Genomic DNA, 20,979 nt, shown 5'->3' on the forward strand with positions numbered 1-20,979 from the left:
GTCGTCGCATGGACCGCAGAGTGCTGGAGCCGTTCGGGAAAGTGATCGTCGCGCTGCTGCTCGCGCTGGCGCCGGTGCTCGTCCTCGGGCTCGGGCGCCCGGGGGCGACGGCGTGGGCGGGATCTTGGGCGGAGGCGGCCGGGTGGGCGCCGCCGCGCGGGCAGGAGGCGCCGGAAGGCGCGCGCCGGGCGCAGCGGAGTTGGCCCGTGGGGCCCGCCGGGCCGGCTGGTGCGGCTCGGCCCCGGATCGTCCGCGGCTGGGAGCCGCCCCCGTCGTCGTACGGGGCCGGGCACCGCGGCGTGGACCTGGCCGCCGCACCCGGGGCTCAGGTACGGGCGGTGGGCGCGGGACGGGTCTCGTTCGCGGGGCGGGTCGCCGGTCGGGGCGTGCTGTCGCTGGTCCTCGCTGACTCGGGGGAGCCGCCGCTGCGGGTGACGTACGAGCCGGTCGAGGCGCTGCTGCCGGTGGGGACGGAGGTGGTCGCTGGAGAGGCCGTGGGGCGCCTGGCGGCGGGGCCGTGGCACTGTGCGACCGGCTGTCTGCACTGGGGCCTGCTGCGGGGCTCCACGTATCTGGATCCGCTCTCGCTGCTGCCGCCCGAGATGGTGCGCCGCGGGCCTTCCCGGTTGCTCCCGTTCATCGGGGCGCCTGCACCCGCTGTGACGACGGCGTCCGCTGCCCCGGGCAAGGCCGGAGCGCTCCACGGGGCGCTGCTGGGCGCTGCGGCTGCGCTGGCGCACCGTGCAGTGCGCCGCCGCGCGGGCGACGGCCCGCTCTGGTCCGGGCGTGCGCCGGCCCGTCGAGGACGCCGGGCGGCGCGGGACGTCAGGCCCGGACGCCCCGCAGCGCCATCGAGACCGCCGCGTCGGCGATCACCTGGGGCTCTTCCGCAGCGCCGAGTTCAATGCGTCGCACGGCAGCGTCGACCACGCCCTGGAGCAGCATGGCGGCGAGCCTGGGCTGCTCGTGGCCCAGCTCCCCCAGCGCTTCGACGATCATGGCGATCAGCCCGCCGTGCGCCGCGCGGATCTTCTCCCGGGCCCCGTCGTCCAGCTCTCCCGCGGAGATCGCGACCACGGCCCGGTGTCTGCGGTCGCCGACGAGGTCGAGCTGTCGTCGGACGTACGCCTCGATCTTGTCCTCGGCCGTATCGGCCCGCTCCATGGCGGCCTCGACCTCCGCCGCCCAGACGGGGAAGTCGACGGCGCACAGTTCCTCGACGACAGCGGCACGGGAGCGGAAGTACTCGTACACGGACGACCTGGCCAAGCCGGTGCGTTCCGCGAGGGCGGGGAAGGTCAATGCCTCCGTGCCTCCCTCGGACAGCAGGGAGCGCGCGGCGTCGAGCAGGGCGCCGCGCTGCATGGTCCGGTGCTCGGCCACGGAGGCCGCTCGAATCCTGGGCACCCTTCCACTTTACGGATGCCGCGCAAGAGGCAGGGGCGTTTCCGACTCAACGGCCCACGTCAGCGAGCTTCGCCCGCAGCTGGAGCACGGACTTCGTGTGGATCTGGCTGACCCTGCTCTCGGTGACGCCGAGCACGTTGCCGATCTCCGCGAGGGTCAGCCCCTCGTAGTAGTAGAGGGTGACGACGGTCTTCTCACGCTCGGGAAGCGTGTTGATGGCGCGGGCGAGCAGTCGGCGCAGCTCGCGGTCCTCGGCCACCTCGACCGGATCGTCGGCCGCGGTGTCCTCCAGGGTGTCCATCAGGCTGAGCCGGTCGCCGCCCTCGCCGCCGACGTGCAGCAGCTCCTCCAGGGCGACCACGTTCGCCAGGGACAACTGGCTGAAAACGGAGTGCAGTTCCTCGATGGTGATGTCCATCTCGGAGGCGACTTCGCCCTCGGTGGGGGTGCGTCGCAACTGTGCTTCGAGCGTGGCGTACGCCCGCTCGACGGCGCGTGCCTTCTGGCGCACGGAGCGCGGAATCCAGTCCAGGGCGCGCAGTTCGTCGATCATCGCGCCCCGGATGCGGGTGATGGCGTACGTCTCGAACTTGATGGACCGCTCGATGTCGAACTTCTCGATGGCGTCGATGAGCCCGAAGATGCCGGACGAGACGAAGTCCGCCTGCTCCACGTTCGACGGCAGCCCGACGCTGACCCGGCCCGCGACGTACTTCACCAAGGGTGAGTAGTGCAGGATCAACTGCTCGCGCAGCCGCTCGTCCCCGGTGGCCTTGTACGACTGCCACAACTCCTCAAGCGACGAGGGAGCGGGGGGCCGCGCGGCGCCACGGGCAGGGGATGGCACTGCCGCGCGATCAGACCCGGAGGTGTGCTGGGGCATGCGTTGCCTTGAGCCGTTCTGCTGAAGAGGGGGACTCGGTGCGGGTGAACTCGACGAGGGGCGGGTGTCTTGGGGCGGGAATGTGAGCGTAGCGTGACTGCGTGGTCGCGGTGGGCGAAGGTCGCGGCACCCCTGCGCGCGGTACGGGCCGTCACCTGCACCCGGGAACCGCCGTCGGCTGTACACGTGCCAGTCCTTCCGGCGCGGCGGAGGACACCACAAAGGTCGCCCCCATCACCTTTTCACCCGAATGCTCCAAATCAAGAACCGCCTCGCCGCGCATTCGACCCGTCGTGAGCCCGGCGCGTCAATCGCCAGCGCGCGCCGGCCCGTTCGACGAACCCCAGGGCGTGTAGTTCATACAGCCTGCCGAGCGTTTCATCAGTCGTGGCGCCGGCGTCGCGGGCGAGCTGCGCCGCAGCGGCTTCCCCGCGTGCGGGGAAGGCTTCGAGTACCCGGGCGCTCACGGGGTCGAGCAGGTCCCGCGGACGAATCACACCCCGACGCACGGGCGCCAACTCGCCTATCTCCCCGACCAGTTCGGCCACCTCGTCGGCGTCGGTGACCAGCACCCCCTCGCCGCGCAGCAGTTCGTGCACACCGGCCGAGAGCCCACTGGTCGCCGGGCCCGGCACACCCATCACATGCCGCCCCAACTCCACCGCCCGCCGCGCGGTGGCGAGCGCCCCGCTGCGGTACTCGGCCTCGATGACCACCGTGCCGCGGGTGAGTGCAGCAATGACTCTGTTCCGCAGGATGAACCGACTCGGCGTCGGATGGTCTCCCGGGGGCAACTCCCCAACGATCAAGCCCTGTTCGCCGATGCGGCGGATCAGTTCGGCGTGGCCCGGCGGGTAGGCGACGTCCGCTCCGCAGGCGAGGACGGCGACGGTGGCGCCGCCGGCGGACAGCGCACCGCGATGGGCGGCCCCGTCGATCCCGAACGCCGCGCCCGACACCACCACCCAGCCCCGCTCAGCGAGCCCGCTGCCGAGGGCGCCCGCCATGTGCGCGCCGTAGGGCGTGCATGCCCGGGCACCGACGACGGCGACCGAGCGCACCGCCCAGGTCCGCAGATGGGCGCCGCCCCTGACCCAGAGTCCGATCGGGCGGGCGCCCCCGAGGTCGTCGAGCTGGGTCGGCCACTCGCCGTCGCCCGGGCACACGAACCGCCCGCCCGCCACCGCGATCGCTTCCAGATCCCGCTGCGGGTCGGCGGCAGCCGCCCGTGCCCGGTAGCTGGTCAGCCGCCGTTGTGACGCCCCGGGCAGCGTCGTCTCATCCACCTCCACTGCGGTGAGGCGGTCCATCAGGCCCACTGCTCCGAAGCGACTGAGCCATCTGCCGCCGCTCTCGTCTCCGGGCTCGATCACCCGGGTCAACGCGGCACGGGCGATGCGCTCCCGGTCGGCGATCGTCGTCATCACGCACCCACCTCCGGTGACTGCCCCGCCCCGGGCCACCACCGCCGGCAGGGGCACTGGCAGCCGACAGAAGCCGGCGTCCCAGCCGCCGTGCGGGCAGACGGGGCGTGCGCGACACGACGCCTCATGGGGCACCTCCCGCAGCAACCGGCAGCGGAGCGCCCCGCGACACTCCCGTGCGCAACTCCAGGGCCAGTTCCACGTCCTGCGGCCCGGGACGGTCACGGCCGGCCAGGTCGGCGATCGTCCAGGCGACCCGCAGGACCCGGTCCAGACCGCGGGCGGTGAGCAGGCCGCGGTCCAGGTCCCGTTCCGGCGCGGCGAGGGCGCCCGACGCAACGGGCCAACGGGTGCGCAATTCATGGCCGGGGACTTCGCCGTTGACCGTCCAGGGCGTGCCGTCGAGCCGGGCGGCGGTGCGCTCGCGGGCCGCTCGGATCCGCTCCGCAACCTCCGCGCTCGTCTCGCCCCGGCCGCCCTGTGCCAGCAGATCCCGTCGGTGCACCGGCTCGACCTCGACCCGTAGGTCGACCCGGTCGAGCAGGGGACCGGAGAGCCGGGCCGCGTACCGCCGGATCACCGAGGGCGGGCATTCGCAGCCCGCTCCGTGCGCGGCGTGTTGGCCGCAGGGACACGGGTTCGCGGCGAGGACCATCAGGAACCGGGCCGGGAGCCGGACCACTCCCCCGCTGCGGGCCACCACCACGTGCCCCCCTTCCAGGGGCTGCCGCAGCGCATCCAGCACCTTGCTCGCGAACTCGGGCGCCTCGTCCAGAAAGAGCACGCCGCGATGTGCCAGGGAGACCGCGCCCGGCCTCGGCAGTCCGTTGCCGCCGCCGACGAGCGAGGGCATCGTGGCCGAGTGGTGCGGAGCGCAGTACGGCGGCCGACTCACCAGGGGCTGACCAGGAGGCAGGATCCCGGCGACCGAGTGCACCGCGGTGACCTCCAACGACTCCTGCCGCGTCAGCGCCGGCAGCACTCCGACCAGCCGCTCCGCAAGCATCGTCTTGCCCGCACCCGGCGGCCCGGTGAGCAACAGGTGATGGCCACCCGCCGCCGCCACTTCCAGCGCCAGCCGGGCCATCCGCTGCCCGGCCACGTCCGCGAGGTCAGGCCCCTCACCGGGCACCGCCGCAAGCCCGGTGCCGACGCCCGCCCCGGGCACCATCAGTCCGGCCAGCATCGGGTCCGGTCCTTCCGGAACGGGCTCTTCCTCCGGCACCGGCTCGTCGTTCAACACCGCGATCAACTGGCGCAGGCTCCGCACTCCGAGCACCGAGACGCCCGGCACCAACGACGCCTCCCCGACGGTCTGCTCGGGGACCACCACCTGTCGGTACCCGGCCTCGGCCGCCGCCAGCACCGCCGGGAGCACCCCGCGCACCGGCCGCACCCGGCCGTCCAGCCCGAGCTCCCCGATGAGCACCAGATCGGCGATGGACCGCGGGTCGACCCGCTCGGACGCCCCGAGGACGGCACAGGCCACCGCCAGGTCGAACCCGCTGCCTCCCTTGGGCACGGACGCCGGGCTGAGCCCCACCGTGAGCTTGCGCTGCGGCCATTCGGCGCCGGAGTTCACCACCGCGGCCCGCACCCGGTCCCGGCTCTCCACCAGGCTCTTGTCCGGCAGCCCGACCAGCGTGAACGCGGCCACGCCAGGCTCCAGGTCCGCCTGGACCTCCACCACCACGCCTTCGACGCCCACCAGCGCCACGGAACACGCACGCGCGAACGCCATCACGACACCCCCCGGGCGTGCTCCACCACGGGGGCACCGCGCTGGGGGACCACCACTCCCACGAGGTCGATCCGCACCCCGCCCGGTGGCGCTCCGCCGTGCCGCTCAAGCCAGCCCTCGGCCAGTCGCCTCAGCCGGTCCAGCCGGGCCGCGGTCATCGCCTGCATCGGGTGCTCGAAGGGACCCGCTCGGCGCGTCTTGACCTCGCAGACCACCATGGTGTCGCCGTCACGGGCGACGATGTCGATCTCCCCCGCGCGTCCGTACCGCCAGTTCCTCGCGAGGACCTGCATCCCGGACTCCGCCAGCAACCGCGCCGCCAGCTCCTCGCCGTACTTCCCCAGTGCCCCGGTCGCGTTCATCTCGGCACCACCTCCTGGCACCGACGATGACGCGACCGCTCCTCACAAGTGGATCTTGGTGGATGAGCAGATGATTGTGAACAACTCCGTCACCCGAACGGGCGGTTCCGCCGCCCGTTCACCCCTGCGCTCCCCACCCGCCGACTCAGGCGCTCGGCAGTTCGAGATCGCTCTTGTTCAGCTCCTCAATGTTCACGTCCTTGAACGTGAGGACACGCACCTGCTTCACGAACCTGGCCGGGCGGTACATGTCCCAGACCCAGGCGTCCGCCATCGAGACCTCGAAGAAGACCTCCCCCTGCACCGAGTGGACCTGCATCTCGTAGTCATTGGTGAGATAGAAGCGACGCTCGGTCTCGATCACGTACTTGAACAGTCCGACGACGTCCCGGTACTCCCGGTAGAGCTTCAGCTCCATCTCGGTCTCGTACTTTTCGAGGTCCTCGGCGCTCATGGCATGTTCCCCTTCAGCCGTGCGTCCCCCTATTGTGCTCCAGTCACTCCCGCCCCTAGGCGATTTCGGGGGCCAAGACCACCGGCACCGGCGGAGGACCCTCGTCGAGCAGCGTGCGCAGCAGCTCGGCGAGCCTGGTCGGGTACACCGTCTCACGCGCCGACGCCAGTTCGGCGGAGGTCCACCACCTCGACCCCGTGACGCTGCGCCGCTCCAGGTCGGTGAGGCCGAGCGGCCCGGTGCGCGTCTGGTCGGTGCGGGCCAGGAAGTACCACTCGTCCTGCTCCCAGCGGCGCCCGTCGAAGGGGAACGAGCACCTGCGCCGCCACAGGACCGGGCCGAGTTCCACCTCGGTGATGCCGGTCTCCTCGGCCAGCTCGCGCAGGGCGGCCTCGGCCCGCGTCTCGCCGCCCTCCAACCCGCCGCCCGGGGTGAACCACCAGTTCTGCGCGGGGTCGTCCGGCTCGTGACCGTGCATCAGCAGGATCCGGCCCTGAGGGTCGAGCAGCACCACCCGGGCGACCCGCCGCAGCTCCCGGCCGAAGCCGCCGACCTCCTCCGAGCCCGCGGAACCCTCCGTCGACCCGGCACCGTCCACGTCACCCGACATCCGCCGCCACCTCTCCCTGCCGGCTCCCCCGCCGACGTGCACGCACCCGTGCCACCGGCCCGTAGGCCGCCCCCGCGAAGATCAGTACGGCACCAGTCGCCACGGACGCCAGCACCAGCTTCACCGGCCCCATCTCGGAGGTCCCGCCCGGCAACGCCCCGAACCCTCCGGGCCGCTCCAGGAGGTCCCCCGGCAGCGGCCACGCCACCGCGTCCAGCCGGGCCTCCACCGCCGAGCGCGGCACGGATCCCCGCGCCGCGTCCTGGAGGTGGGTCCGGGAGTCCAGCGACACCGTCCGGTCGTCGCCGAGCATGAAGAGCTGCCCCTCGGGGACGGTCGCGCTGAAGCGCGTGGGCGACGCCGGCCCGTCCGCCCGGAGATACGATTCCGCGATCGGCCGGCCGTTCACCGTCAACTTGCCTTCCGCACCACAGCAGGAGACCGTGTCGCCCCCGACCCCGACGACGCGCTTCACCATCGGCATGTCGCCCCACTCCTTCTGCCGGAAGACCACCACGTCACCGCGGCGCACCTCGGCGCCGTCGATCCGCTCCGCCAGCACCCGGTCCCCCACGTCCACGGACGGGGCCATCGAGTCCGTCGGCACGGTGTACGGCTGGTAGACCACGGCTCCCCAGACGAAACCTCCGAGGAAGAGCACAGAACCGACGGCCACGACCAGCCCCGACAGCACGCTGCCGAGCCGGCCATGGCCGTCTTCCGAAGCTCCCTTTCCCATCCCAGGCCCCCACGTCGAAGGTCCCCGTCGGTGCGCGGCCCGCCCGCGCACCCGTGACCTGGGACGGCACCCTACCGGGCGGTATCCCCGGCGGTCAGCCTCCGTCGCCGCCACAGCACGAGCGGCACGGCGCCCAGGGCGCCCATGACCAGCGGCGCGGACGAGGTGACGATGGACGCCGCCTTGTCGTTGATGCCCGGCTGGTCGTACGTGTCGGGGATCGGGAGGGTCGACCAGCGGTTCACCGGCCAGGCCACGACGAAGGCACGGCCGACGACCTTGTCCACCGGCACGAACCCGCCGTTCGGGTCCTCGGTGTGGTACCGCGAGTCACGGGAGTTGGAGCGGTGGTCGCCCATCACCCAGATCTTGTCCTCGGGCACCTTGAACGGGCCGAAGGGCTGGTCGTCGCAGGCCGTGTCACCGGGGAAGACGTACGGCTCGTCGAGCGGCTTCCCGTTGACCTTGACCGGGCCGCCCTTCTTGCACTCCACGGTGTCGCCACCGATCGCGATCGTCCGCTTGATCAGGTCCTTCTCCTCGGACGACGGCATCAGTCCGATGAAGCTGAGGAACTTCTGCACCGCGTTCGGCTCGGGCGTCGGCTCGCCCTCCAGCCAGTCGCCCGGGTCGTGGAAGACGACGACCTCGCCGCGCTCGGGCTTGGAGCCGAACCAGGGCGTGAGCTTGTCCACCAGCACCCGGTCGCCGCGCTGGAGGGTGTTCTGCATGGAGTCCGACGGGATGGAGAACGCCTGCACCAGGAAGGTCTTGATGATCAGCGCCAGGACCAGGGCGATGCCGATCAGGATCGGCAGCTCCTTCCAGAACGACCGCTGCGCCTTGCGCCGGGTGTTCCCCGAGCCGTCGCCGTCGTCATCGTCCCCGAAGCCGTCACCGGACGAGGCGTCCCCGCCGGAAGCGCCGGCGGCACCCGAGGCACCGCCCGCACCGTCAGCTCCCGAGGCGCCGGAAGGGCCCGAAGCCCCCGGCGGCTTGGAGAAAGCGGAACCTCCGGACGACGGGCCCGGCACCCCGGCGGCGCCGCCGGAAGCACCCCCGTCGCCTCCGGCGGCGTCCGTGGCACGCCCCACTGTGGCGTCCGTCATGGACGCGGAAGAACTCGACGAGGGCGCCGAGGGCGCCGAGGCCGCCGAGGCCGCAGACTCCGACGAAGCGGAAGACTCCGTCGGGCCCTGGGGCCTGTCTTCCGGCTGTCCTTGTCCGGACCGTGCGCCGACCGCAACGTCCCCCACATCCACTCCTCACTCTGTGCGAACCGTCTGTCTCGGAAACCCGGGAACCTCCGGAGGAGAAACAGACCCACCACTCCGATAACGAGCGAGAGTTCCGCAAGGTTTGGGACGAGGACCGTTCCTTTCCGGTCCTGGGACGACAGACTATGCGACGGACCCAGTGCCGCGCCCTCTCCCGGACGCGCGTTCGGCACGGAGGCGTACGTCTCGGGCTCGTCGAGCCTGCTCCAGTGCTTGACCGGCCAGGCGATGACGACCGCCCGCCCCACGACCTCGTCCACGGAGACCGTCCCCTGGTCCTCCTCGTCGAGGTGGGCGCGCGAGTCGGCGGAGTTCGCCCGGTGGTCCCCCATCACGAAGATCCGCCCCGTCGGCACCTTCACCTCGAAGCTCTGCGCCGAGGGCGCGTTCCCCGCGTTCACGTACGACTCGATCAGGGGCACGCCGTTCACCGTGACGCGACCTTCGCGGTCGCAGCACTTCACGGTGTCGCCGCCGACCGCGACGACCCGCTTGATCAGGTCCTGCTCGCCTTCCGACGGCAGCAGCCCGATGAAGGTCAGCCCCTGCTTGATCTGCTTGACCCCGACCGGGTCGTCCTTCTTCTGCGCGACCTGCTCGTTCGCGAGCCAGCCGCCGGGGTCCTTGAAGACCACCACCTCCCCGCGCTCGGGCTCCGCGCCGAACCACGGGGTGAGCTTGTCGACCAGCACCCGGTCGTCGATCCGGATCGTCTGCTCCATGGAGCCCGACGGGATCACGAACGCCTGCACCAGGAAGGTCTTGAGCACCAGGGCGATCGCCAGCGCCACACCGATCAGGAGGGGGATCTCCTTGAGGGCGGACCTGCGCCGTCTGCGCTTGACCTTGCGGGCCAGCTTGCGCCGCTCCGCCCGACCCGGCAGCGCCTGGGCGCCGTCCGTCGGTCTGGTCCCGGTGGGCAGCGGCTCCTCGGCGCGGTGGCCGGCCGGCCGCCCGCGCCTACCCATGGGGCCGTCCGCCCGGGGACACCCCCGTGGCCGGAACCGCCCTCGCGTCCGGTACGCGCGCGAAGACGTCCGTACGCTCCAGGGACTGCCAGCGGCCGACGGGCCAGGCGATCCAGTCGGCGCGCCCGATGACCTTCTCCACGGGCACCATGCCGCCGCCGGGATCGCCGAGGTGGTCGCGGGAGTCCCGGGAGTTCGAGCGGTGGTCCCCCATCACCCACAGGGTGCCGTCGGGGACCACGATGTCGAAGGGGACCTCGGAAGGTGCGTCGCCGGGGTGCAGGTACGCCTCGTCGAGCGCGGCGCCGTTCACCGTGATCCTGCCCCCCTTGTCACAGCAGACCACCCGGTCACCGCCGACGCCCACGACCCGCTTGACGAAGTCCGTCTCCGCGGGCTCCGCGAGGCCCAGGGCCGCGAGCGCCTCCCGGGTCGCCGCCTGGACCGGGTTCTCCTGCGCCCCTTCGCGTACGAAGGAGCCCGTGCCGTCGAACACGATCAGGTCACCGCGTTCGGGTGCCGAATCGAAACGGTAAGCCAGTTTGTTGACCAGCACCCGGTCCCCGGTCCGCAGCGTGGGCTCCATGGAGTCGCTGGGGATGTGGAAGGGCTGTACGACAAACCGACTGATCAGCAGGGTGACGCCGAGGCAGACGACGCCCAGCAGGGCCGCCATGCGCCAGGAGGTCCAGCCGGAACGCGCGGAGCGCGGCCCCTCTTCCTCGGCCCCGTTCTCGGGGTCCGCCCCGCCATCGGGGGTGACCCCGGCGTCGGGGGCCTCCACGGTGGGTTCCCCACCGTCGGGGCCGGAAGAGCAGCCGCGCTCCGTACGTGTCGATTCGGTGTCCATCAAGGGCGAAGCCTAGCCGCCCGAGCTGTGGACCCGTCTCGTCCCGGTCCGCCGGATCGAACCGACCGCGGACCGGGGGGCGCCAGTGGCGCCGCGGGATCAGTTGTCCCGCTTCTCCTTGATCTTCGCGGCCTTGCCGCGCAGCTCACGGAGGTAGTACAGCTTGGCGCGGCGGACGTCACCACGGGTGACGAGCTCGATCTTCTCGAAGATCGGGCTGTGCACCGGGAAGGTGCGCTCGACGCCGACGGAGAAGGAGACCTTGCGGACGGTGAAGGTCTCGCTGACGCCCGCGCCCTGGCGGCGGATGACGACACCCTTGAACTGCTGGATACGGGAGCGGTTGCCCTCGATGACGCGAACGTGGACGTTCACGGTGTCACCGGGACGGAAGGCGGGGACGTCGGTCCGCAGCGAGGCGGCGTTGACGGCGTCGAGCACGTGCGACATGTCGTCTGCTTTCTTCGTCGATGCCACAGGTCATCAACGGGAGAGGGGTGAGTTCCAGGTGGCCGTCCCGTCGGGGCGGGCGTCGTGTCCCCCTGTGGCAGGGGCGCGCGCCGGACGGACGGCAGCGGCCTATTCTTCCACGTCCCGGGGCCTGCGCCAAAATCGGCCGTCGGGCTCGGGGGCCCAGCCCAGGATGGACAGGACCTCGCGGTCCTTGCGGTCGAAGGCGACGGGGTCGCAACGCTCTATGAGGTCGGGGCGGTTGCGGGCGGTGCGTCGCAGCGCCTCGTCCCTGCGCCAGCGGGCGATCTTGCCGTGGTGGCCGCTGGTGAGCACGTCGGGCACCGGGTGCCCGCGCCAGGTCGGCGGCTTGGTGTAGACGGGCCCTTCGAGGAGGTTCTCCATGGCGCCGGGGGCGAAGGAGTCGTCCTGGTGGGACTCGACGTTCCCGAGGACGCCGGGGAGCAGCCGGGCGACCGCCTCGGTGATGACGAGGACGGCCGCTTCGCCGCCCGCGAGGACGTAGTCGCCGATGGACACTTCGTGGACGGGCATCCGGGTGGCGTACTCGTCCATGACACGGCGGTCGATGCCCTCGTAACGGGCGGGGGTGAAGATCAACCAGGGTTGCCGCGCGAGGGCGACGGCGACCTCTTGGGTGAAGGGGCGGCCACTGGGCGTGGGGACGACCAGGACGGGCTCGCGGGCCCCGGCCTCGTAGCCGTCGGCGATCGCCGAGTCCAGCGCGTCCCCCCAGGGCTCGGTCTTCATGACCATGCCGGGGCCGCCGCCGTAGGGGGTGTCGTCGACCGTGCTGTGGCGGTCGTACGTCCAGTGGCGCAGGTCGTGCACGCGGACGTCGAGCTGGCCGCGGGCGCGGGCCTTGCCGACCAGGGAGACGTTCAGCGGCTCCAGGTACTCGGGGAAGATCGTGACGACGTCGAGCCGCATTACTTCGCGTCCCCTGACGTGCCCGAGGCGTCCGACGCGTCCGCGTCGCCGGCGGCGTCCGCGTCACGGGCCGAGGCGACCTCCGCCCGGTCGTCGATCAGCCCGGGCGGCGGCGTGATGACGGCACGCTGCGCCTCCAGGTCGACGGAGGTGACGATCTCCGCCACGAACGGGATCAGCACCTCGGAGCCGTCGGGCCGCTCGACGATGAAGAGGTCCTGCGACGGCAGATGGCTGACCTCGGCAATTCGACCGATCTCCGTGCCGTCGGCGAGGACGACGTCGAGGTCGAGAAGCTGGTGGTCGTAGTACTCGTCGGGGTCGTCGGGGGTCTCGTCCGGGTCCACGTCGGCGATCAGCAGCGTGTTGCGGAGGGCCTCCGCACCATTGCGGTCCCGTACGCCGGCGAAGCGCAGCAGCAGCCGTCCGCTGTGCACCCGCCCCTCCTCGATCGTCAGCGGACCCGCGTCCGCCGGATCGGTGGCGAGGACGGCGCCGGGGCCCAGTCGGAGCTCCGGCTCGTCCGTGCGCACCTCGACGGTGACCTCGCCCCTGATGCCGTGGGCGCGGCCGATCCGGGCGACTACCAACTGCACTTCGCTCTCTCCTGTCGCCGTTTGTCACCGAATGTGCCACCGGATGCCGGTGAATGCCACCGAGGGCTCGGGCTCCGGAGTCCGGGCCGTTTCGGGCCCATACGACGTCGGGCCGGGGGCGGCCGGACGGCCTCCCCCGGCCCGAGCCGGTGTTCAACTGCTCAGCGGACCTGGTCCACGTCGACGAGGTCGACACGGATGCCACGGCCGCCGATGGCGCCCACGACGGTGCGCAGGGCGCGCGCGGTGCGGCCGTTGCGGCCGATCACCTTACCGAGGTCGTCGGGGTGCACCCGGACCTCCAGCACCCGCCCGCGGCGCAGATTGCGCGAGGCGACCTGCACATCGTCCGGGTTGTCGACGATGCCCTTGACGAGGTGTTCGAGGGCCTCTTCGAGCATGATCAGCCCTCGGTGGACTCGGCGGCGCCAGCGGCGTCAGCCGCCTCGTCCGCCTTCTTGTCGGACTTCTTGGCCTTCTGGGTGATCGCCTCGCCCTTGGGCTCGCCGCCCTCCAGGGACTTGGCGAACTCGTCGAACGCGGCGCGCTTGTCGGCCTTCGGCTCGGCCACGAGCAGCGGCGCCGGGGCCGGCAGGCCCTTGTGCTTCTGCCAGTCGCCGGTGAGCTTCAGGATCGCGAGGACCGGCTCGGTCGGCTGGGCGCCGACGGACAGCCAGTACTGCGCACGCTCCGAGTTGACCTCGATGCGCGAGGGGTTCTGCACCGGGTGGTACAGACCGATCTCCTCGATGGCCCGGCCGTCACGGCGGGTACGGGAGTCGGCGACGACGATGCGGTAGTGAGGCGAACGGATCTTGCCCAGACGCTTCAGCTTGATCTTGACTGCCACGGAAGTGGTGTCTCCTGGTCTTGACGTGGTTGGGCACAACGAGATGCCACGTGGGGTTGCGGTACTCGGGTGCCCGATGGACGCGTCAGCCGGAGGAGAGAGGGGTCCTGTGCGGCCGTCGAGTACAGCTAGCCATTGTGCCACACGCCGATGACGCGCTTCCCCCCGGACCTGCGCCGCCCCCGTCAGGCGGCCGGCCGAGGGGTCAGCTCGCAGCGGCGACCGGTTCGGGAATGCGGAACGGCTTGCCGCAGCCGCCGCAGACGATGGGCGCCTGGGCGAGGACCGACGGCACGACTCGGACGTTGCGACCGCAGTCGCAGACGGCCTTCACCCGGACGCCCCCGCCCGAGGAGCCGTGCCGGGCGGCCGGCCCGCGGAAGGAGCGCTTGGTGTCGGACGCCGTGGCGACCGTGTGCGCCTTCAGGGCGCGCTGCAATCTCTCGATCGTGGGACGGTAGCGGCGCTTCGCCTCCGGGCTGAGCGCGACCAGCGAGAAGCCGCTGCTGGGGTGCGGCTCCTCGGCGTGGTCGAGACCCATTTCCTCGGCGATGGCCAGGAATCGACGGTTGTGGTAGCGGCCGGCGCGCGAGGTGTCGCGGACACCTCGCGCGGCGGCGATGCCGTGGACTGCTTCGTGGAGCAGTCGTTCGAAGGAGAGCTCACCGCCGCACGCGGACGACGACTCTCCGATCAGGGACTCTGGCGCGGCGAGATCTGGCAGTTCAGGGTGGTGCCGCTGAATATCGGCCCACGCCTGTGCCAGCTCTGCGGCGAGAACAGGTGGTGTCGTGCTCACGTCGTGATAACGAGCCGGAAGCGCCCACGGTTCCATTCCGGGGCATCTCAAATATTTTGCACGTACCAGTCAGTTGACGTTGATGGGTTCCGACGAGGGCGGGTACGCCGATGTACGGAGAAGCCTCACAGCTCCCATCAAGGTGGTACGTAGCACCCGGTGGGGCAAGCAGTGTGGGCGCCCGCGACGGGGCACCCTCACCGTATCGAAGCGGATCGCCGCGCGAGGGCGGACGGGGGAACAAGATCGGCCAACTGCGGACGGGATCAGGCACGCCGGGGACAACGGGGGCAGGCGCCCCCGATCAGGCGTCGCCCTTCGCCAGCCGAGGGATGCCCGCCGCCCGGTACGCGGCCTGCTCGTCCAGCGTCTCGTGCTCCAGCAGCGCCGCGGCCAGCGCGTCCAACCGGTCGCGGTTCTCCCGCAGTTGGTTGCAGGCGCTCTCGTAGCACTCGTCGACGATCCGCCGCATCTCGTGGTCCACGGAGTCCAGCGTCTCGGGGGCCGCGGACAGCCCGTACGGCACCTGGCCGTCCTGGGGGATCGCGGTGAGCCGCCCCACCCGCTCGCTCATCCCCCAGCGCCCCACCATCCCCCGGGCCAGCGCGGTGACCTGCTCCAGGTCGCTCTCCGCACCGGTGGTGATCACTCCGAAGACGACGTGCTCGGCCGCCATCCCGCCGAGCGCGCCGATGATCCGGCCGCGCAGGTAAAGCTCCGTGTACGCGTACTTGTCCGCCTCCGGCGTGGACAGCGTGACGCCCAGCGCACGGCCGCGCGGCACGATCGTCACCTTGCGGACCGGGTCGGCGCCGGGCTGGAGCATGCCGAGCAGGGCGTGCCCGCTCTCGTGGTACGCGGTGCGCCGCCGCTCGTCCGGCGCCAGTACCAGCGGACGCTCCGCGCCGAGCTGCACCTTCTCCAGCGCGCTGGACAGGTCCGCCTGCGTCACCGCGGTCTGCTTGCGCTTCACCGCGATCAGCGCCGCCTCGTTCGCCAGGTTGGCCAGGTCCGCGCCGGTCATGCCCGGGGTGGACGCGGCGATCTGGGCGAGGTCGACGTCGCCGCCCAGCGGGATCTCCCGGGTGTGGATGCGCAAGATCGCCTCGCGCCCGGGCCGGTCGGGCGGCGACACCTGGACGACGCGGTCGAAGCGGCCGGGCCTGGTCAGCGCCGGGTCGAGCACGTCGGCGCGGTTGGTGGCAGCGAGCACGACCACGCCTTCGGAGCCGGTGAAGCCGTCCATCTCGGTGAGGATCTGATTGAGCGTCTGCTCCCGCTCGTCGTGTCCGCCCAGGCCCGCGCCGCCGCCGCGCACCCGGCCGATGGTGTCGATCTCGTCGATGAAGACGATCGCGGGGGCCACCTTGCGGGCCTCCGCGAACAGCTCCCGCACCCGCCCGGCCCCCACGCCCACGATCATCTCGATGAACTCGGACGCCGACGCCGAGAAGAACGGCACCCCCGCCTCGCCGGCCACCGCACGGGCGAGCAGGGTCTTGCCGGTGCCGGGCGGGCCGGCCAGCAGCACGCCGCCGGGCATCCGGGCACCCATCCGGCGGTACGCGTCGGGGTTCTTCAGGAAGTCGACGACGTCGTTCAGCTCCCCCTCCACCTCGTCGATCCCGGCGACGTCCGCGAAGGTCATCCGCTTGCCCGGCAGCAGCGCGACGGGCTTCGGCGGCTCCTTGCGGCCCAGCACCCCGCCGCCGAGCGCGGCGCCCATCCGCCGGGCCGCGAACACCCAGACCGCGATCAGCAGCAGTATCGGCAGGAAGGCGATCAGCAGGCTGGGCCAGAAGCTGGTCTTCTCGACGACCGGTTCGGCGGTGACGGTGACGTTCTGCCGGCTGAGTTCGCCCCACAGGTCGTCCGTGGCGAAGGCCGGCCGCTGGGTCATGAACTTGGTGTAGTCGCCGTCGCCGTCGGGCAGCGGCGCCTTCTTCTTGAGCTCCCCCTCGATCGACTCGTCCTTGGAGTAGATCTTCGCGATGTTCCCGGCCGTGACCTGCTTGTTGAACTCCGTGTAGGAGATCGTGGGCTCCTTGGTGCCCGAGCGGATCAGCGAGATGACGAGGCTGGTGATCAGATAGACCACCACGGCCATGAGGACGAGCCCCCACCAGCCACCGGGCATCTTCTTCCGGGGCGGCGGGGGCGGGGGCGCCCCCTCGGAGCGCCACGGGTCGTCGGGGGCCCGACGCGGTGGCACAGGGTTGCTCATACCGGGACGTTAAGCGAGAAGAACGGTGTCGGCATCCGCGCGGAACGCGGCTGCCGACACCGTTCTCAACCCTGCTCGCCACCGGCCGGCCCGGGGCCGGCGCGCCTCAGCGCATGAACTTCTTGAACTCGTCCGGGAGCTCGAAGTCCTGGGCCTGCGCATCGGCGGGGAGCCCGAAAGCGCCGCCCTGCGCGGCCTGCTCGCGGCGCTCGGCCGCGGCCTGCTCGTCGGCCTTGCGCTTCATCGGATTGCCGCTGCGGCGCTTGCCCTTGGCCTGCTTCTGCTGCTTCTTCTGCCGGCCCGGGCCGCCGCCCATGCCCGGGATGCCGGGCATGCCGGGCATCCCGCCGCCCTGCGCCATGCGCGACATCATCTTCCGCGCCTCGAAGAACCGCTCCACCAGGCTCTTCACCGCGCTGACCTCGACGCCCGAACCACGGGCGATACGGGCCCGGCGCGAGCCGTTGATGATCGTCGGCTCGGCGCGCTCGGCGGGCGTCATCGACTTGATGATCGCGGCGGTACGGTCCACGTCCCGCTCGTCGATGCTGTTGATCTGGTCCTTCATCTGGGCCATGCCGGGCAGCATCCCCAGCAGCTTGGAGATCGAGCCCATCTTCCTGACCTGCTCCATCTGGGCCAGGAAGTCGTCCAGGGTGAAGTCCTTGCCCTTGCTGCTCGCCAGCTTGGAGGCCATCTTGGCGGCCTCTTCCTGGCTGAAGGTCTGCTCGGCCTTCTCGATCAGCGAGAGCACGTCGCCCATGCCGAGGATGCGGGACGCCATGCGGTCCGGGTGGAACGCGTCGAAGTCGTCCAGCTTCTCGCCGTTGGAGGCGAACATGATCTGGCGGCCGGTGACATGGGCGATGGAGAGGGCGGCACCACCGCGGGCGTCGCCGTCCAGCTTGGACAGCACCACGCCGTCGAAGCCGACGCCGTCGCGGAACGCCTCGGCGGTGTTGACCGCGTCCTGACCGATCATGGCGTCGACGACGAAGAGGATCTCGTCCGGCGAGACCGCGTCGCGGATGTCCGCGGCCTGCTGCATCAGCTCCTGGTCGATGCCGAGGCGGCCGGCGGTGTCGACCACGACCACGTCGTACTGCTTCGCCCGGGCGTGCTCGATCGAGTCCTTGGCCACCTGGACGGGGTCGCCCACGCCGTTGCCCGGCTGGGGGGCGTACACGGCCACGCCGGCGCGCTCGGCGACGACGGAGAGCTGGTTGACCGCGTTCGGACGCTGGAGGTCACAGGCGACCAGCAGCGGGGAGTGGCCCTGGGCCTTGAGCCAGCGGCCCAGCTTGCCCGCGAGGGTGGTCTTACCGGCGCCCTGGAGGCCGGCGAGCATGATCACGGTCGGGGGCTGCTTGGCGAACCGCAGCCGGCGGGTCTCGCCGCCGAGGATCTTGATCAGTTCCTCGTTGACGATCTTGATGACCTGCTGGGACGGGTTCAGCGCCTTGGAGACCTCGGCACCGCGCGCCCGCTCCTTGACGCTGGCGATGAACGCCCGCACGACCGGGAGGGCGACGTCCGCCTCCAGCAGCGCGATGCGGATCTCGCGGGCCGCGCCGTCGATGTCCGCCTCGCTGAGACGACCCTTGCCCCGCAAGGTCTTGAAGGTGTTCGCCAAGCGGTCGGAGAGAGTATCGAACACGGCGCTCTTCGGTCCTCAGAGTCGGGGGCAAGGGGAAATCGCCCTCCAGGGTATCCGGCCGCGCGGACATCCGTGCCGCTCCGGGCTCCCGAAGGTCCGCGCGGGGCTTCGCGCGGGCCGTCCCGATCACCTCCCGGCGCTCTCCGGGGAGGTGTCCAGAGCGGCCTCCAGGGAGGTCTGGAGGCTCAGGGCGAGCGCCGCGGCCGTGGGCTCCGGCAGCGGCGCCCCGTCGGCCGCGGTGACGTAGAACGCGTCCACGGCGTTGGCGCCCAGCGTGCTCACGCGCGCGCTCCTGACCCGTACGCCCGCGTCCTCCAAGGCATGGCCGATGCGGTGCAGCAGTCCGGGGGCGTCCGGGGCGCGCACCTCGATCACGGTGGCACGGCGGGAGGCGGCGGGGGCGACGGTGACCTTCGGCGGCGGCGGCCGGACCCCGCGCCGCCGCGGGTGGGCCGCGTCGCGCTCGGCCAGCTTCGCCCGGATGTCGAGGGTGCCGTCCAGGGCCCGTACGAGGTCGGCCCGCAGCCGGGCGGCCTGCGGCAGGGAGCCGTACGCCACGGCCACGCGCCAGTTCAGCACGAGGACCGGGCCCGGCCCCACCGCACCGGGCAGCTCGACCGCGCGCAGATCGGCGGCGCGGACGGTGAGCCGGTGGAGGGCGAGCACGCCGGCGACGGCGGGCAGCACCCCGGGCCGGTCGGGCACGGCGACGACCAGCTCCACCCCGACGGGCTCGACCGCACCGTCCCCGCTGGCCCCGCCGGCGTGATCGTCTTCGTTCCCCTCACGCGGCTGTTGCGGGGCGTGCAGGGCGAGGACCGGGCCGCCGGTGCGCAGGGCCTCGATCGCCAGGCGCTCCTGCTCCGCGCCCGGGACCGGGGGCCGCGAGGGCTCCACGGGCGCACCCTCCAGGGCCGCGCCCACCCGTGCGGTCAGATCGGCCACGAGGGAGGCGCGCCACGTGGACCAGGCGGCGGGGCCGGTGGCGAGGGCGTCCGCCTCGCTCAACGCGTGCAGCAACTCCAAGGTTCCCGTGGTCCGTACGGCGTTCGCGACCGCGCGCACGGTCGCCGGGTCGTCCAGATCGCGCCGGGTGGCGGTCCGTACGAGCAGCAGGTGGTGGCGTACGAGCGCGGCGACCACGGCCGCATCGGCCCGATCGAATCCCATGCGGGCGACCACGTCCCGGGCGATGGTCTCGCCGGCGACGGAGTGGTCCCCGGGCCAGCCCTTGCCGATGTCGTGCAGCAGCGCGGCGACGAGCAGCAGGTCGGGGCGGCCCACGCGCCGGGTCAGCGCGGCGGCCCGCACCGCGGTCTGCACCAGGTGGCGGTCGACGGTCCAGACGTGCACGGCATTGCGCTGGGGGCGGCAGCGCACCCGCTCCCAGTCCGGCAGCAGCCGGCTGATCAGCCCTTCGGCCTCCAGCGCCTCCCAGACGGCGACGGTCGGCTCCCCCGCCCCCAGGAGGGTCACGAACTCCTCCCGGGCCTCGGCGGGCCAGGGCACCGGCAGCGGGGGCGCGGCGGCGAGTCTGCGCACCGCGTGCGGGGAGAGCGGCAGCCCGCACTGGGCGGCGGCGGACGCGGCGCGCAGCGGTAGGACGGGGTCCTTCTCGGGCCGTGCGCTGCGGGCGAGCACAACCTCGCCGTCCTGTTCGACGACGCCGTCGGCGAGCGGGGTGCGCTCGGGGTCGGGCCGGCGGGCGCCGCCGGTGAGCAGGGTGCGCAGCCGGGGACGTACGGCCCGGGCCCGCAGCACGCGGTGCACCTCGCGCCACGTGACGTCCGCGGCGTACGCGATCGTGCCGGCCGCCTCGTACACCCGGCGCAGCAGGGCGTCGGCGTCGAAGAGGTCCAGTTCGGTGGCGACCTGGTCCTGCTCCTGGAGGGCGAGGCGGTCCGTGGCGCGGCCGGTGGTCAGGTGGAGGGCGTCGCGGGTGTCGAGGAGGACGCGGCGGGCTTCGGCGAGGCCGGCGCGGGGGGCGTCGGCCAGCCAGGAGGCGGCGACCGCGCGCAGGGCGGTGGCGTCGCGCAGCCCGCCGCGGGCCTCCTTGAGGTCGGGTTCCAGCAGGAAGCGGAGGTCGCCCTGGCGCACGGCCCGCTCGCGGCACAGCTCGTCGAGTTCGGGGAGGCGCTTGGCGGCCCGGTTGCGCCAGTCGGCGAGTGCGGCCGTGCGCAGGGAGGCGACGAGTCCGAGGTCTCCGGCGACGGGGCGGGCGTCGAGCAGGCCGAGGTGGACCTTGAGGTCGTCGGTGGCGGTGGTGCGGGCTTCGCCGGGGGTGCGCACGGAGTGGTCGAGCGCGATGCCCAGGTCCCAGACGGGGTACCAGATCCGGTCGGCGAGGGTGGCGACGGCGCCGGCGCCCGCGTTGCCGTCGTGCAGGAGCAGCAGGTCGAGGTCGCTGCGCGGGGAGAGTTCGCCGCGGCCGTAGCCGCCGACGGCGACCAGGGCCGCACGGCCGACGCCGGTGGCGCGGCACGCCGCGCCGAACAGTTCGGCCAGCCACTGGTCGGTCAGGCCGGCGAGGGCGGCGCGGCGCGGCGGGCCCAGCGGGTCGGTGCCGGTGAGCAGCCGCAGCCGGGCCGCGGCGTAGCCCTCGGGGCGGGCCGGGGAGTCGGCGGGGCCGGTGCGGCCTTGGCCGTCGGTGCCCGTCGTGGGTGTTCCTGGACTCTGCACGACCTCGTACCTCCTCGCTCGCCCGGTTCGGGCGCCCGAACCGGTCTGCCGGCCCGAC

The 20,979-nt window shown here is 72.4% G+C and carries 19 protein-coding genes and 2 pseudogenes; 1 reads left to right on the forward strand and 20 read right to left on the reverse strand.

The genetic code is table 11. The features are described from left to right. Positions 1 to 8 precede the first annotated feature (8 nt). Positions 9 to 635, forward strand: a pseudogene (locus AB0E05_RS08630) (M23 family metallopeptidase); the annotation flags it as partial. Between the two features lie 190 nt (positions 636 to 825). Here AB0E05_RS08630 and AB0E05_RS08635 read toward each other — a convergent pair. From AB0E05_RS08635 to AB0E05_RS08730, 20 genes and pseudogenes are all read right to left on the reverse strand, one after another. After that, positions 826 to 1,383 (reverse strand): helix-turn-helix domain-containing protein, encoded by a 558-nt coding sequence (locus AB0E05_RS08635; RefSeq protein ID WP_361961068.1) that lies wholly within the window; start codon positions 1,381 to 1,383, stop codon positions 826 to 828. Positions 1,384 to 1,453: 70 nt separating this feature from the next. Beyond that, complete coding sequence (gene whiG, locus AB0E05_RS08640; RefSeq protein WP_361960753.1) at positions 1,454 to 2,290, reverse strand: RNA polymerase sigma factor WhiG; 837 nt, start codon at positions 2,288 to 2,290, stop codon at positions 1,454 to 1,456. A 260-nt stretch (positions 2,291 to 2,550) separates the two neighbouring features. Further along, entirely contained in the window at positions 2,551 to 3,714 is a 1,164-nt protein-coding gene (gene dprA / locus AB0E05_RS08645; RefSeq protein WP_361960755.1) for a DNA-processing protein DprA, read from the reverse strand. A 124-nt stretch (positions 3,715 to 3,838) separates the two neighbouring features. Then, complete coding sequence (locus tag AB0E05_RS08650; RefSeq protein WP_361960757.1) at positions 3,839 to 5,455, reverse strand: YifB family Mg chelatase-like AAA ATPase; 1,617 nt, start codon at positions 5,453 to 5,455, stop codon at positions 3,839 to 3,841. Then, positions 5,455 to 5,817 (reverse strand): YraN family protein, encoded by a 363-nt coding sequence (locus AB0E05_RS08655; protein WP_361960759.1) that lies wholly within the window; start codon positions 5,815 to 5,817, stop codon positions 5,455 to 5,457. Before AB0E05_RS08655 ends, AB0E05_RS08650 begins: the two co-directional genes overlap by 1 nt. A gap of 145 nt (positions 5,818 to 5,962) precedes the next feature. Further along, entirely contained in the window at positions 5,963 to 6,271 is a 309-nt protein-coding gene (locus tag AB0E05_RS08660) for a DUF2469 domain-containing protein (protein ID WP_361960761.1), read from the reverse strand. A 55-nt stretch (positions 6,272 to 6,326) separates the two neighbouring features. Beyond that, positions 6,327 to 6,881: an NUDIX hydrolase gene (locus tag AB0E05_RS08665; RefSeq protein ID WP_361960763.1), complete on the reverse strand. Its 555-nt coding sequence runs from the start codon at positions 6,879 to 6,881 to the stop codon at positions 6,327 to 6,329. Continuing rightward, positions 6,871 to 7,620: a signal peptidase I gene (lepB, locus tag AB0E05_RS08670; protein WP_361960765.1), complete on the reverse strand. Its 750-nt coding sequence runs from the start codon at positions 7,618 to 7,620 to the stop codon at positions 6,871 to 6,873. Before lepB (AB0E05_RS08670) ends, AB0E05_RS08665 begins: the two co-directional genes overlap by 11 nt. Positions 7,621 to 7,691: 71 nt before the next feature. Further along, a complete protein-coding gene (gene lepB / locus AB0E05_RS08675; protein WP_361960767.1) occupies positions 7,692 to 8,654 on the reverse strand; it encodes a signal peptidase I in 963 nt (320 codons plus the stop codon). Beyond that, a pseudogene (gene lepB / locus AB0E05_RS08680) lies at positions 8,575 to 9,865 on the reverse strand (signal peptidase I). The gene lepB (AB0E05_RS08675) and the pseudogene lepB (AB0E05_RS08680) overlap by 80 nt, the downstream one beginning before the upstream one ends. Then, on the reverse strand, positions 9,858 to 10,715 hold the full coding sequence (gene lepB, locus AB0E05_RS08685; protein WP_361960769.1) for a signal peptidase I: 858 nt from the start codon (positions 10,713 to 10,715) through the stop codon (positions 9,858 to 9,860). The pseudogene lepB (AB0E05_RS08680) and the gene lepB (AB0E05_RS08685) overlap by 8 nt, the downstream one beginning before the upstream one ends. 99 nt (positions 10,716 to 10,814) lie before the next feature. Beyond that, positions 10,815 to 11,165 (reverse strand): 50S ribosomal protein L19, encoded by a 351-nt coding sequence (gene rplS / locus AB0E05_RS08690; RefSeq protein ID WP_361538753.1) that lies wholly within the window; start codon positions 11,163 to 11,165, stop codon positions 10,815 to 10,817. Positions 11,166 to 11,294: 129 nt separating this feature from the next. Beyond that, on the reverse strand, positions 11,295 to 12,116 hold the full coding sequence (trmD, locus tag AB0E05_RS08695) for a tRNA (guanosine(37)-N1)-methyltransferase TrmD (RefSeq protein ID WP_361960771.1): 822 nt from the start codon (positions 12,114 to 12,116) through the stop codon (positions 11,295 to 11,297). Next, positions 12,116 to 12,712, reverse strand: a complete 597-nt coding sequence (gene rimM, locus AB0E05_RS08700; RefSeq protein WP_361960773.1) for a ribosome maturation factor RimM — start codon at positions 12,710 to 12,712, stop codon at positions 12,116 to 12,118. Before rimM ends, trmD begins: the two co-directional genes overlap by 1 nt. A gap of 161 nt (positions 12,713 to 12,873) precedes the next feature. Next, positions 12,874 to 13,113 carry an RNA-binding protein gene (locus AB0E05_RS08705; RefSeq protein WP_005311361.1) on the reverse strand — a complete coding sequence of 80 codons (240 nt, stop codon included), beginning with the start codon at positions 13,111 to 13,113 and terminating at the stop codon, positions 12,874 to 12,876. A 2-nt stretch (positions 13,114 to 13,115) separates the two neighbouring features. Then, on the reverse strand, positions 13,116 to 13,562 hold the full coding sequence (gene rpsP / locus AB0E05_RS08710) for a 30S ribosomal protein S16 (protein WP_361960775.1): 447 nt from the start codon (positions 13,560 to 13,562) through the stop codon (positions 13,116 to 13,118). 205 nt (positions 13,563 to 13,767) lie between these two features. Beyond that, complete coding sequence (locus AB0E05_RS08715) at positions 13,768 to 14,397, reverse strand: hypothetical protein (protein ID WP_361538745.1); 630 nt, start codon at positions 14,395 to 14,397, stop codon at positions 13,768 to 13,770. Positions 14,398 to 14,665: 268 nt separating this feature from the next. Then, positions 14,666 to 16,585 carry an ATP-dependent zinc metalloprotease FtsH gene (gene ftsH, locus AB0E05_RS08720; protein ID WP_361960778.1) on the reverse strand — a complete coding sequence of 640 codons (1,920 nt, stop codon included), beginning with the start codon at positions 16,583 to 16,585 and terminating at the stop codon, positions 14,666 to 14,668. 106 nt (positions 16,586 to 16,691) lie between these two features. Continuing rightward, on the reverse strand, positions 16,692 to 18,242 hold the full coding sequence (gene ffh, locus AB0E05_RS08725; protein WP_361960780.1) for a signal recognition particle protein: 1,551 nt from the start codon (positions 18,240 to 18,242) through the stop codon (positions 16,692 to 16,694). Positions 18,243 to 18,368: 126 nt separating this feature from the next. Continuing rightward, the gene (locus AB0E05_RS08730) at positions 18,369 to 20,921 is read right to left on the reverse strand and encodes a [protein-PII] uridylyltransferase (protein WP_361960782.1); all 2,553 of its coding nucleotides are present in this window, start codon (positions 20,919 to 20,921) and stop codon (positions 18,369 to 18,371) included. Positions 20,922 to 20,979 lie beyond the last annotated feature (58 nt).

It is taken from the genome of Streptomyces sp. NPDC048057, assembly GCF_040653095.1.
Taxonomy (GTDB): Bacteria; Actinomycetota; Actinomycetes; order Streptomycetales; family Streptomycetaceae; genus Streptomyces.